Annotated in this window: 12 protein-coding genes; 8 read left to right on the top strand and 4 right to left on the bottom strand. The window is 63.4% G+C overall.

What is annotated here, in order from left to right; genetic code table 11:
- Positions 1-89: 89 nt before the first annotated feature.
- Positions 90-1,256, bottom strand: coding sequence for a multidrug effflux MFS transporter (locus Aeroheme_RS03530; protein WP_162519103.1), 1,167 nt, complete (start codon positions 1,254-1,256; stop codon positions 90-92).
- 236 nt (positions 1,257-1,492) lie between these two features.
- On the opposite strand from Aeroheme_RS03530, the gene rdgB reads away from it, so the two are divergent.
- Positions 1,493-2,089: an RdgB/HAM1 family non-canonical purine NTP pyrophosphatase gene (rdgB, locus tag Aeroheme_RS03525; RefSeq protein WP_025328225.1), complete on the top strand. Its 597-nt coding sequence runs from the start codon at positions 1,493-1,495 to the stop codon at positions 2,087-2,089.
- Between the two features lie 162 nt (positions 2,090-2,251).
- Complete coding sequence (gene hemW, locus Aeroheme_RS03520) at positions 2,252-3,397, top strand: radical SAM family heme chaperone HemW (protein WP_411166690.1); 1,146 nt, start codon at positions 2,252-2,254, stop codon at positions 3,395-3,397.
- A gap of 96 nt (positions 3,398-3,493) precedes the next feature.
- Here the strand turns inward: hemW and Aeroheme_RS03515 are convergent, their stop codons facing one another.
- The 3 genes from Aeroheme_RS03515 to zntR all read right to left on the bottom strand — a co-directional run bounded on the left by Aeroheme_RS03515 (position 3,494) and on the right by zntR (position 4,796).
- Complete coding sequence (locus Aeroheme_RS03515; protein ID WP_411166689.1) at positions 3,494-3,709, bottom strand: ribosome alternative rescue factor ArfA; 216 nt, start codon at positions 3,707-3,709, stop codon at positions 3,494-3,496.
- Between the two features lie 117 nt (positions 3,710-3,826).
- Complete coding sequence (locus Aeroheme_RS03510; protein ID WP_411166688.1) at positions 3,827-4,369, bottom strand: dihydrofolate reductase family protein; 543 nt, start codon at positions 4,367-4,369, stop codon at positions 3,827-3,829.
- Entirely contained in the window at positions 4,359-4,796 is a 438-nt protein-coding gene (zntR, locus tag Aeroheme_RS03505) for a Zn(2+)-responsive transcriptional regulator (protein ID WP_408780790.1), read from the bottom strand. Before zntR ends, Aeroheme_RS03510 begins: the two co-directional genes overlap by 11 nt.
- 422 nt (positions 4,797-5,218) lie before the next feature.
- Between zntR and purH the strand changes: the two genes are divergently transcribed.
- The 6 genes from purH to Aeroheme_RS03475 all read left to right on the top strand — a co-directional run bounded on the left by purH (position 5,219) and on the right by Aeroheme_RS03475 (position 12,984).
- Positions 5,219-6,811 carry a bifunctional phosphoribosylaminoimidazolecarboxamide formyltransferase/IMP cyclohydrolase gene (gene purH, locus Aeroheme_RS03500; RefSeq protein ID WP_411166687.1) on the top strand — a complete coding sequence of 531 codons (1,593 nt, stop codon included), beginning with the start codon at positions 5,219-5,221 and terminating at the stop codon, positions 6,809-6,811.
- 102 nt (positions 6,812-6,913) lie between these two features.
- Positions 6,914-8,203, top strand: coding sequence for a phosphoribosylamine--glycine ligase (gene purD, locus Aeroheme_RS03495; protein WP_106885845.1), 1,290 nt, complete (start codon positions 6,914-6,916; stop codon positions 8,201-8,203).
- Between the two features lie 360 nt (positions 8,204-8,563).
- Entirely contained in the window at positions 8,564-8,938 is a 375-nt protein-coding gene (locus Aeroheme_RS03490; RefSeq protein WP_025328232.1) for a cytochrome b562, read from the top strand.
- The gene (locus Aeroheme_RS03485; protein ID WP_234677453.1) at positions 8,919-9,473 is read left to right on the top strand and encodes a cytochrome b/b6 domain-containing protein; all 555 of its coding nucleotides are present in this window, start codon (positions 8,919-8,921) and stop codon (positions 9,471-9,473) included. Before Aeroheme_RS03490 ends, Aeroheme_RS03485 begins: the two co-directional genes overlap by 20 nt.
- A 286-nt stretch (positions 9,474-9,759) precedes the next feature.
- Positions 9,760-12,336, top strand: coding sequence for an alpha amylase C-terminal domain-containing protein (locus tag Aeroheme_RS03480; RefSeq protein WP_411166686.1), 2,577 nt, complete (start codon positions 9,760-9,762; stop codon positions 12,334-12,336).
- A 177-nt stretch (positions 12,337-12,513) separates the two neighbouring features.
- Positions 12,514-12,984, top strand: a complete 471-nt coding sequence (locus tag Aeroheme_RS03475) for a tetratricopeptide repeat protein (protein WP_163147192.1) — start codon at positions 12,514-12,516, stop codon at positions 12,982-12,984.
- Positions 12,985-13,013 lie beyond the last annotated feature (29 nt).

Genomic DNA, 13,013 nt, shown 5'->3' with positions numbered 1-13,013 from the left:
AAAGCCCCCGTTTCGTTCATCAGAGCACAGGATTTATTGCCTGTGCAAGCGACGTTATCCATCAACGCCGGGGGTTGTGCCCCTGCGCATCAAGGCTGCAGGCAGAGGCGACGACCCTGCCGCGTCATCAGCATCAGCAAGGGTGGCAGCAGCAACCACATGTGCAGTGCCAACTGGCTCAGGGGATCCGGCATCAGCCATCCGGTGATCCCCACCAGGGCGCCGGAGCCGCTCATCTGGAACAGGCCTAGCAGGGCGGCGGCGGTGCCGGCGCAGTGGCCGAAGGGGGCCAGCGCCATGCCGGCGGCAGCGCCCAGTATCATGGCGAAGCCGATGCTGGAGAGGAACACGGGCCCCATCATCGCCAGCGGATGAGCCAGATGCATGGTCAGCGTCAGCAGGATGGCCGACAGCAGCAACACCAGCAGGCCGATACGCAGGGTACGTCGCGGTCCCACTCTTGCGATGAAGCGCGGCGCCAGGAAGCAGGCCAGGATATTGAGCGCCGCGTTGGCGGTGAACCAGTAGCTGAAGCCGTTCATGTCCAGACCCAGCTTCACCATCAGCTGTACCGGCGCCGCCGTGACATAGGCCAGGATCACCGCCATCGCCAGCATGCAGAGCGCCGCGTTGAACAGGAAGCTCGGGGAGCGCAGCACAGGGCTGTAGCGGGACCAGCTGATGAGCGGGCCGCTGCTGCTGGTCTCCTCCGGGCGAGTCTCCGGCATGCGCCACAGCAGCCAGCTGCCGACCACAACGGCGTACCCGGCCATAAACCAGAAGTTGGCCGACCAGCCCGCCTTGGCGGTGAGCCAGCCACCGAGCAGGGGGGCCAGGGCGGGGATGAAGCAGATGGCGCCGTTCAGGTAGGAGATCATCTGACCGCTCTTCTTGGGGCCATAGCTGTCACGCACCACCGAGAAGGCGGCGACCGAAGTGGCACAGGCACCGAAGCCTTGCAGCACCCGCGCCAGCATCAGCTCGCCCAGGCTGGCGGCAAAGCCGGCGGCCAGGGCGCTCAGCCCGTAGAGCAGCACGCCGCCAAGGGCGATGGGCTTGCGGCCGTAGCGGTCGGCGAGCGGCCCCACCAGCAGCTGACCCAGCCCCATGCTGAACAGGAACCAGGTGATGGTGCCTTGCATCAGGGTCACCTCGGCCCCCAGCTGCTCGGCCATCTGCGGGATGGCGGGCAGATAGATGTCGATGGCCAGCGGGCTGAACAGCACCAGGAGTACAAGCAGAAGAATCAATGGCATCAGTCACCTCAAGCCCTAGGGGGAAAATCGATTGGTGCGCGAGTCTACTGACTCAGAGTAATGAATTGAAATGGTATTTAATCACTTTGGTTATTCCTATGAGGAAAGATGTATTTTATCTGCCTCTCAGCACGACCAGGGCGGCCCTCATCCGGTGCCGGATTGCAGGCAATTGGCGCTTTTACTAAACCCCTGCCCCGCATAGAATGCGCAGATTATTTTTGCGGAGGTGTGCGATGAACAAGCTTGTCCTGGCAACAGGGAACCAGAAAAAGGTGAAGGAATTGGCCGCCATGCTGGCCGATATGAAGATCCAGGTGATCCCACAGAGCGAGTTTGCGGTCTCCGATGCCGACGAGACCGGCACCACCTTCGTCGAGAATGCCATCATCAAGGCACGCCACGCCGCCCGCATCACGGGCCTGCCCGCCGTCGCTGACGACTCCGGCCTCGAAGTGGACCTGCTGCACGGTCGCCCCGGCGTCTACTCCGCCCGCTTTGCCGGTGCCGGTGCCAGCGACAAGGAGAACATCGACAAGCTGCTGGCCGAGCTGCAAGGTGCCCCCGACTACCTCAAGAGCGCCCGCTTCTGGTGCGTGCTGGTCTATATGCGCCACGCCGACGATCCCACCCCCATCATCTGCCAGGCGAGCTGGGAGGGGATGATCATCGACGAGCCCCGTGGTCAGCACGGCTTTGGCTATGATCCCGTGTTCTTCGTGCCGGATCACGACTGCACCTCGGCCCAGATGCCGGCTGAGCTCAAAAACCAGCTCAGTCACCGTGGCCAGGCCCTGGCCAAGCTCAAGGCCGCATTGGCCGCGGCGCACTGAGACCCGACCGGGCTCCGGGATACGCCGGCACGCATTTCATCTACAATGGGGGCCGTCGGCCCCCGTGTTGCTTATGGCCTCCCGGCTCAACGAGCGCAGGCCCTCATTGACCATGGGGAGCCAGCCAGGCCCCCGTTTTGATTTTTGATTATTGGAAACCCCATGCTGCAACTGCCGCCCCTCTCCCTCTATATCCATGTGCCCTGGTGCGTCCAGAAGTGCCCCTACTGCGACTTCAACTCCCACGCCCAGAAGGGGGAGCTACCCCACCTCGAGTACGTGGCCGCCCTGCTGGAGGATCTGAGCCAGGATCTGCACTGGGCCCAGGGGCGCCCGCTCTCCTCCATCTTTATCGGCGGTGGTACGCCGAGTCTGCTCTCCGTGGAAGCCATGCAGGCGCTGCTGGACGGGGTGCGTGCCCGCATCGCCCTGACCCCGGATTGCGAGATCACAATGGAGGCCAACCCGGGCACGGTTGAGGCGGACAAGTTCGCCGGCTTCCAGCGCGCCGGCATCAACCGCATCTCCATCGGGGTGCAGAGCTTCCAGCAGGAGAAGCTGACCCGCCTCGGCCGCATCCACGGCCCGGAGGAGGCACGCAAGGCCGCCGAACTAGCCCATGCCATCAAGTTGCCCACCTTCAACCTGGATCTGATGCACGGCCTGCCGGATCAGAGCCTGGAGGACGCCCTCTATGATCTGCAGCAGGCCATGGACTGCGCGCCGCCGCATCTCTCCTGGTATCAGCTCACCATAGAGCCGAACACGGCGTTCGCCTCCAAGCCGCCCAAGCTGCCGGAGGATGACACCCTGTGGGACATCTATGAGCAGGGTCACGCCATGCTCACCGCCCAGGGTTATCAGCAGTACGAGATCTCGGCCTACGCCAAGGCGGGCTATCAGTGCCGCCACAACCTCAACTACTGGCGTTTTGGCGACTATCTGGGCATAGGCTGCGGTGCCCACGGCAAGGTGACGGATCTCGCGAACCAGCAGATCCTGCGCACCGCCAAGGTGAAGCACCCCAAGGGTTATCTGGACCCTGCCCGCCCCTATCTGGACAGCCAGTGGACGGTGAGCGCGGACGATCTGCCGCTGGAGTACTTCATGAACAGGTTCAGACTGTTCGAGCCCGCCCCCAAGGCGGAGTTCGAGGCCTATACCGGGCTGCCGCTGGAGCGGGTAGAAACCATGCTCGCCATTGCCCAGACCAAAGAGCTGATCGAGGATCTGGGGGATTGCTGGCAGCTGACGTCCCTCGGCCATCGCTATCTCAACGTGCTGCTCGAGCTCTTTATGGACGAATAAGCCGACGGGGCATCAAGGTCTGGCTTCACCGCCAAAACAGAGAGGGTGCCCATGGCACCCTCTCTGTTTCAGTCATGCCTAGCGGCAGAAACCCGCTCAGCAGCAGACGCGTACCATCCGCTGTTGACCGGGCTCCCACCGCTGGCCGTGCTTGGCCTTGCGCTGGTAGCTGCCCTTGCCCCTCTTGCTGGGCTCAACCCTGGTCTGGAACAGGGTTGAGGTGACCAGCGCCTTGAGGTGATTGTCCTGGATGACGCCCCGCCCATGATCGTGGGCCTGTTCGATGATATCGACCCGCTTCTTCTTGGCCATATTGGCTCCTGTCTGTGTGGTTGAAACTGGCTAAAAATACGCCAATGGAAATAAAAACGCGCCGATTGTGCGCCTCCCGGCCCCCTAGTGCAAGAGGCCGGGGCGGATTGCCCAGGCTCAGGGAGCGGGCCGGTAGATCACCCGCACCAGGCCGCTCGCCAGCACTGCAGTGGAGAGCGGGACAAGCCGCTCTGGCAGCGGCTCGCCGCCAAACAGAGAGACTCCCTTGCCCAGCACCACCGGCACCCAGAACAGGGTCAGCTCGTCCACCAGCCCAGCCTGCAGGCCCTGCCTCACGACCTCACCACCGTCCAGATAGAGGTGGCGCGCCCCCTCCTGCCACAGCTCGCTCAGCACCTGCGCCAGCGCCCCCTGCCGGAAAGTGACATGGGCACGGGGCGTGGCGGGCCTGTGGGTCAGCACGGTCACAGGTTTGTCGCCGTAGGGCCACTCGGGGAAGGCGCGCACGACATCGTAGCTGTTGCGCCCCATCAGCAGCAGATCGGCGCTGGCCATCAGGGCGCCGTAGCCGGTCTCCTCCTGGGAGTCGCCGTTATAGGTTTCCAGCCAGGCGAGATCGTTCCCCTCCCCCGCGATAAAACCGTCGAGGGAGAGGGCGAGGAAGGCAGAGACCCGGGGGCGATGGCGCTCAGTGCTCATGGTCGTGATGTTCGTGACGGGAAGAGGTGCCGGACTCCAGGGTCTCCAGGATGGCGCAGTGCTCCGCCGAGCGAGGGCCGCCGCAGCAGATGTCGGAGAGTGCCTTCAGGTTCTCCCGAAAGCGGGTCAGCTCGATAATCTTCTGCTCCACCTGTTCAAGCTTGGTGTCGGCCACCGCCTTCACCTCCTGACAGGTGACTTTGGCCTTGTTGGTGTCGAGGGCGAGCAGCTCACCTATGTCCGCCAGGGAGAAGCCCACCGACTTGGCGCGGATGATGAACTCCAGCCGCCGCCTGTCCTGCTCCCCATAGAGGCGGTAACCCGACTCGTTGCGGATCCCCGGCGAGATGAGTCCGTTCTTCTCGTAAAAGCGCAGGGTGTCCGCCTTCACCCCGCACGCCTTGGCCAGTTCCCCGATCCGATACATCCTTCCTCTCCCGCCAAACATGGTACTCAATATAAACCGGCTTCCACTATCGTCCCTTTGCCCGGCGATTGCCAGCCAAAGGCAGGAAAGCGGCAGCCAACCCCGGCCTTCCCGGCTCTTTACCCTCAAAACACTGAAAAGACAAACGTTTCACAAAAAATCACCAGAAAACGTTTAACACCGCACCACACAAGGCTTTGTCTCTTTAAAAAATCCACCACGGCTCACATTTTTTGTGTAGAATACGCGCCCACAAGAGAGCGTCGCGTCAAGCGGGCATTTCCTAAAACGCGTTTGCCAACAGCAGGTCTTTTTGGCGAGAGTGGTTTGCGAAATCCCCCACTTCCATTTATTTGGGGACTCTCTGTGTTGAGCCTCGCCTCCCATGGAACGGTCCCCGTTATGCTGAGGACGATAGTGTGATGGAACAAGCTCGACCCATTCGCCGTGCGCTGCTGAGTGTGTCTGACAAGACTGGCATCCTGGAATTTGCCAAGGCACTCAACGAGCGTGGCGTGGCCCTGCTCTCCACCGGCGGTACCGCCAAGCTGCTGGCCGATGCGGGCCTGCCGGTGACCGAGGTCTCCGACTACACCGGCTTCCCCGAGATGATGGATGGCCGGGTCAAGACCCTGCATCCCAAGGTGCACGGTGGCATCCTCGGCCGCCGCGACCGGGATGACGCCATCATGGCCCAGCACGCTATCTCCCCCATCGACATGGTCGTCGTCAACCTCTATCCCTTCGCCGCCACCGTGGCCAAGCCCGGTTGCACCCTGGAAGACGCCGTCGAGAACATCGACATCGGCGGCCCGACCATGGTCCGCTCCGCCGCCAAGAACCACAAGGATGTCACCATAGTCGTCAAGGCTGCCGATTACGGCCGGGTGATCGCCGAGATGGATGGCAACGGCAACAGCCTGACCCTCGCCACCCGCTTCGATCTCGCCATCGCCGCCTTCGAGCACACCGCCGCCTACGACGGCATGATAGCCAACTACTTCGGCACCCTGGTCCCCTCCTACGGTGACAACAAGGAAGGCGATGAGGAGTCCCGCTTCCCGCGCACCTTCAACGCCCAGTTCATCAAGAAGCAGGACATGCGCTACGGCGAGAACAGCCACCAGGCTGCCGCCTTCTACGCCGAAGAGCAGGCCGCACCTGGCTCGGTGGCAAGCGCCATCCAGCTGCAGGGCAAGGCGCTCTCCTACAACAACATCGCCGACACAGACGCGGCGCTGGAGTGCGTGAAGGAGTTCTCCGAGCCTGCCTGCGTCATCGTCAAGCACGCCAACCCCTGTGGCGTCGCCATAGGTGAGGATCTGCTGGGTGCCTATGATCGCGCCTACCAGACCGACCCCACCTCCGCCTTTGGCGGCATCATCGCCTTCAACCGCGAGCTGGATGGCGCCACTGCGGCGGCCATAGTCGCCCGTCAGTTCGTCGAGGTGATCATAGCCCCCAGCATCAGCCAGGCGGCCCGCGAGGCGGTGGCCGCCAAGCAGAACGTACGTCTGCTCGAGTGCGGCCAGTGGACTGCCCCGGCCCAAGGCTTTGACCTCAAGCGTGTCAACGGCGGCCTGCTGGTGCAGGAGCGGGATCACGGCATGGTCACCCTGGGGGATCTGACCGTAGTCAGCCAGCGTCAGCCGACCGAGGCCGAACTCAAGGACCTGCTGTTCTGCTGGAAGGTCGCCAAGTTCGTCAAGTCCAACGCCATCGTCTACGCCAAAGACGGCCAGACCATAGGCGTGGGTGCCGGCCAGATGAGCCGGGTCTACTCCGCCAAGATAGCCGGCATCAAGGCCGAGGATGAAGGGCTGACAGTGGCGGGCTCCGTCATGGCCTCAGACGCCTTCTTCCCATTCCGTGACGGCATAGATGCCGCCGCCGCCGCGGGCATCTCCTGCGTCATCCAGCCAGGTGGTTCCATGCGCGACAACGAGGTGATCGAGGCCGCCAACGAGCACGGCATGTGCATGGTGTTCACCAACATGCGCCATTTCCGTCACTGATGAGTCAGGGCCGCCACTGGCGGCCCTTTTGTTGTCTCTTTTCAACTGACTATTTTCAACCGCTGCCCCAGGCGGTTATCACAAATAGAAGCGAGCGATACGATGAAAGTACTGATCATTGGCAACGGCGGCCGTGAACACGCCCTGGCCTGGAAGGCCAAGCAATCCCCCATGGTGACCCGGGTGTTCGTCGCCCCCGGCAATGCCGGCACCGCCCACGAGGGCAGCATAGAAAACGTCGCCATAGAGGCGACCGACATCCAGGCCCTGCTGGCCTTCGCCAAGGCCCAGCAGATAGGTCTCACTATCGTCGGGCCGGAAGCGCCCCTGGTGAAAGGGGTAGTGGATGCCTTCCGTGCCGAAGGGCTCGCCATCTTCGGCCCGACCGCCGCCGCCGCCCAGCTGGAAGGCTCCAAGGCCTTCGCCAAGGACTTCCTGGCGCGCCACGCCATCCCCACTGCCGACTACCAGAACTTCACCGAGGTGGAGCCTGCTCTGGCCTACCTGCGCGAGAAGGGTGCCCCCATCGTCATCAAGGCTGACGGTCTGGCCGCCGGCAAGGGCGTCATCGTCGCCATGACCCTCGAAGAGGCGGAAGCGGCGGTGCGTGACATGCTCTCCGGCAATGCCTTCGGCGACGCTGGCGCCCGTGTGGTGATCGAGGAGTTCCTGGACGGGGAAGAGGCGAGCTTCATCGTCATGGTGGATGGCGAGCACGTGCTGCCCATGGCCACCAGCCAGGATCACAAGCGGGTCGGCGACGGCGACACCGGCCTCAACACCGGCGGCATGGGGGCCTACTCCCCGGCGCCCGTGGTGACAGATGCGGTGCACCAACGCGTGATGGAGCAGGTGATCATGCCGACGGTGCGCGGCATGGCGGCCGAGGGCAACGTCTACACCGGCTTCCTCTACGCCGGCCTGATGATAGACCCCCAGGGCAACCCCAAGGTGATCGAGTTCAACTGCCGCTTCGGCGACCCCGAGACCCAGCCCATCATGCTGCGGATGCGCTCCGATCTGGTGGAGCTGTGCCTGGCCGCCTGTGCCGGCAAGCTGGACCAGGTCGAAGCCATCTATGATCCCCGCGTCGCCATCGGCGTGGTGCTGGCGGCGGGCGGTTACCCCGGTGACTACCAGCAGGGCAAGCCCATCAGCGGCCTGCCGGTGGAAGAGGCGAGCGGCGAGAAGGTATTCCATGCCGGCTCCCAGCTGGCGGGAGACACCATAGTCACCGCCGGTGGCCGCGTGCTCTGCGCCACCGCGCTGGGCCACACCGTCGCCGAGGCGCAGCAACGCGCCTACCAGCTGGCGGGTCGCATCCAGTGGGACGGTGTCTTCTACCGCAAGGACATCGGCTGGCGCGCCATCGAGCGCGAGCAGGCCAAGTAAAGGCTGCCTCCCCCCATCGAACACAAGGGCCTGCGGGCCCTTTTTGCTGCCCGGGCCACCGGGGCCCGCCCAGTCAGGCCCAGACTTCCCCCTAAGCCCGATGTGGTGGTGGCAAGGCGGCATCCATCCCCTTGGCACCTCTCTCCGCCTCGGGCGCATGACCCCGGGTTGTCGCCCATTTTCCGCCCCCAGTTCACCCCCTTCTGACTACATATGTACAGCACAATGCACACATTTCGTCACAACTGGTCGCACTTTCCCCATACAATTGCCCCGCTTTCATGGCATCATGCTGTATGATACCGCACTCAAATGAGTGCCATAAGAACCTGCAATATCGTCGTCTCATAAGGAAATCCCATGTTGAAAACTGTGCGTCCCCTGCTGCTGCCCCTGATGTTTGGCCTGATGACCCTGCCCGCCATGGCCGGCGATCTGGAACAGCCGATGAAGAAGATCGGTTTCAACTACAAGCAGGCCGTCAAGGCAGATGATGCGGCCACCATGGAGAAACACATCAAGGAGATGAAGGCTCAGCTCGATGTGGCCAAGGAGAGAAACATGCCGGCTGCCAAGAAGGAGAAGTTCCTCGAGGGCATGAACAAGGTGCAGAGCGAGCTGGATGCCAGCCTGGCGGCCCTGCAGGCCGGTGATCAGGAGAAGGCCCAGGCCCATCTGGCCAAGGTCAATGACCTGAAGAAGGAGTACCACCAATATGCCAAGCAGAAAGGCTGATCCCTTCCACTGGGATGGTCTGGTCCGCCTCACCCACTGGGGTGTGGCAGCGGTCTGCATCGGCAACCTCTGGCTCAACGAGGCGGGCGAGGAGTGGCATGAATGGCTGGGCTATGGCGCCATGGCCCTGATCGGGCTGCGCCTGCTGTGGGGGCTCACCCTGGCACGGGGCCATGCCCGCCTGAGCGCCCTCATCCCGAGCCGGGACGATTTCCGCCAGCAGGCGGTGGCGCTGCGCGAGCGCGCCCCCGCGGCGCCCGGCCATCACGGCAGCGGCAAGCTGGCGGTCTGGGCACTCTGGCTGCTGGTGCTGGCGACCGCCGGCAGCGGCTGGTTCCAGAACACCGAGACCGGCTTCGAGCTGGGAGCCGACGACTGGCATCTCTGGTGTACCTGGGCACTGCAGGCCATGATAGCCCTGCACCTGTGCGCCATCGTCTACACCTCCTGGCGTCAGCGCAGCAACCTGGTGACCCGGATGCTGCCCCGCCGCAGGCGCCGGGTGCCAGAGCGTCAGCAGGAACCCCACTCCTGAAGCAGACGGGCACCTCGGTGCCCGTCTTCCTTTCCCTGCTTGTCCAACCGCAAGGCCACCTCTTCCAGGCGGCCGCACCGGCTTTACCCCCTCAACGGCGCGACGCCCCCCTCTTTTGCCCGGCCGCCATGAAAGCATTTTCATTCACACTTCTTAACTAATCCCGGCTGTACGATTTTCAATCTCCTCGATTTCATGAATGCTACAGAGCCGAACGAGGTTGTTTGTGGTCCGTTCGACATGATGACAGTGACACGTCAATAACAAGATCGAAGGGAAAATCGTCATGCACAACACAGTGTTTCGAACCGCCATGCTCGCCGCGGTGCTGGGCTCATTCAGCCACACAGCCGCCGCCGAAGGGGTCATGGTCCACCTGTTCCAATGGAAGTTCAACGACATCGCCAACGAGTGCGAGACAGTGCTCGGTCCCAAGGGGTTCGGGGGCGTCCAGATCACTCCGCCCGCCGAGCACAAGCAGGGGAGCCAGGTCTGGTGGACCGTCTACCAGCCCGTCAGCTTCAAGAACTTCAACAGCTTCGGCGGCAGCGAGGCAGAGCTCAGGAGCATGATCACCCGCTGCAATGCGGCCGGGGTCAAGGTCTATGCCGACGCCGTCTTCAACCAGCTGGCCTCGGGCACCGGGACAGCCACCGGCGGCGGCAGCTACAACTCGGGGCAATATCAGTATCCCCAGTTCGGCTACAACGACTTCCACCACAGCGGTGACATCACCAACTACGGCGACAGCAACAACGTCTGGAACGGCGCCCTCTACGGCATGCCGGATCTCAATACCGGCTCTCCCTACGTGCAGGATCAGATAGCCACCTACATGAAGACCCTGCTGGGTTGGGGCGTGGCGGGCTTTCGTATCGATGCGGCCAAGCACATGGCCCCCGGCGAGGTGAAGGCCATACTCGACAAGGCGGGCAGACCCAAAGCCTACCTGGAAGTGATAGGTGCCGGGGGAGAGTCAGCAGACATCCAGCCGGGTCGCTACACCTATATCGACACTGTCACCGACTTCAAATACGGCACGGATCTGGCCGCCAACTTCAACGGCCAGATCAAGAACCTCAAGACGCTGGGCGAGAGCTGGGGCCTGCTCCCCTCCAACAAGGCCTTCGTCTTCGTGGTCAACCACGACCGCGAGCGCGGCCACGGGGGCGGCGGCATGCTCACCTTCATGAGCGGTGCCCGCTACGAGCTGGCCAACACCTTCATGATGGCCTGGCCCTATGGCTGGAAGCAGGTGATGTCGGGCTACCGCTTCGAGAACATGGGCACCTATGAAACCGACAAGGGGGCGCCGGGCAGCACGCCCTGCACAGACGGCCAGTGGAACTGCGAGCAGCGTCGCCCGACCATCATGAACATGGCCCTGTTCCACAACAGAACCGAGGGGCAAGCAGTCAGTCACTGGTGGGATAACGGCAACAACCAGATAGCCTTCGGTCGGGGAGACAAGGGCTTCGTCGCCATCAACAACGAGAGCGGCAGCCTGGTGGCCTCGGTGCAGACCGGCCTGCCGGCGGGCGAGTACTGCAACCTCCTGGGTGGCAATGACTACTGCAGCGGGGGTTATGTCACCGTCGACGGCAGCGGCAAGGCCAGCCTGAACGTGCCGGCCATGAAGGCCGCCGCCATCATCGCCGGCTGCACCAAGGCCAACCCCTGCGGCGGCACCGCCCTGCCTGGCAACAAGTTCAGCAGCATGAACCTGCGCGGCACCCACAACGCCTGGGGCAACACCCCCATGACAGTCGATGCCAACCGCGTCTGGTCCGCCACCCTGACCCTGACCGGCAGCGGTGATGCCACCGGCGCCCAGCGCTTCAAGTTCGACGTCTTCGGCAACTGGACCGAGAACTACGGCGACAACGAAGGGGACGGCATCGCCGACAAGGGCAGCAGCAAGGATATCCTGGTCAGCGGGGCGGGCAGCTACCGCATCACCCTGAGCGAAGGCGATCTGCGCTATACGGTCACCCCTCTCACCAGCAACCAGGCACCGGTCGCCGCCCTCTCACCCAAGGTCCTCAGCGTCAAGACGGGGGAGAGCGTGGTGTTCGATGGCTCCACCTCCACCGACGATGAAGCCGTGGCGAGCTACAGCTGGTCTACCGGCGGCAGCGCCCCCACTGAGACAGTCCAGTTCGATACCCCGGGCACCCATACCGTCACCCTGACAGTCACCGATGCCGAGGGGCTGACCGCCAGTGCCAGCGCAACTGTGACTGTCACTGACAGCAACGGCGCCTACAACAGCGTGCTGCCGACCCTGAACTTCCGTGGCACCCCCAATGCCTGGGGCTCGCTCGCCATGACGCTGGTTGCCGACAACCAGTGGGAGGCCTTGGCCACCTTCAACGGCCAGGCCAACCAGCGCTTCAAGTTCGACGTCAAGGGAGACTGGACCCAGAACTATGGCGACACCAACAAGGATGGCGTGGCCGAACAGGGGGGTGCCGACATACTGACCCCGATCAGCGGCCAGTACCGGGTGCGCTTCAACGACCAGACCCTGCAATACAGCCTGACCCCGGTCAGCGTCGGCTATGCCAAGAACCTCGCCAGCCTGAACATACGTGGCACCACCAATGGCTGGGGCACCACTCCCATGACGCTGGTGGGGGATCACCAGTGGCAGGCCGGCGTCACCTTCACGGGGGCCGGTGATGGCAGCGGCGGCCAGCGCTTCAAGTTCGACGTCAAGGGTGACTGGACCCAGAACTACGGCGACACCAACAAGGACGGCGTGGCCGAGCTGGCCGGAGCCGACATCACCACAGCGGTGGTCGGTGCCTATGTGGTGCGCTTCAACGACCAGACCCTGACCTACAGCCTGAGCGCCCAGTAAGCCCCAGGGGCGTAACGCCCCTCTGATCGTCGGGCATTCCCATGGCCTCCTTCCCACAGGGCAGGAGGCCTTTTCATGGGCCCGATGGCGCCATCACGCTTCCCCTCTGCCAGCCCCCCGTTCCCTGTTCGCCGACGGGCAGGCATACTGCCTCCACATCCCCATTCAGGAGCGCATATGAAACTATTGGAAACCCTCAAGGCCGAGGGACGGATCGAAGAAGCCCGCCAGCACGGCCTGCTGCAACTCATCGAGCACCCGCAACACGCCGAACTGCATTATGAAGTAGCCAGCCTGCACGACATGCAGGGGCGCGAGTCCCAGGCCATCCCCCTCTACCAGAAGGCCATAGCGCTGGGACTAAGTGAGACCTCCTTGCGCGGCGCCTGGCTCGGCCTTGGCAGCTCTTTTCGTAGCACCGGGCAATATGCCGAGGCCCTTGCCGCCTTCGACCAGGGGCTGGCTCGCTTTCCGGACGCCACCGAGTTCAGGGTGTTTCGTGCCATGGCCTGCCATAACCAGGGGCTCCACAAGGAGGGGATGGAGACGCTGCTGGCGGTGCTGGCCAAGACGACCACAGATCCTGCTCTCGTCCCCTACAGGCGCGCCATGGCACTCTACGCCGCCGATCTGGACAGGCGCTGGTAAACGCCAGAAACGACAAAGCCGCTCATGAT

This window comes from Aeromonas sp. DSM 116730, from assembly GCF_046581335.1.
Taxonomy (GTDB): Bacteria; Pseudomonadota; Gammaproteobacteria; order Enterobacterales; family Aeromonadaceae; genus Aeromonas; species Aeromonas rivipollensis.
The sequence above is the reverse complement of the archived record's forward strand: the minus strand, read 5'-3'. Positions and strand labels throughout refer to the sequence as shown.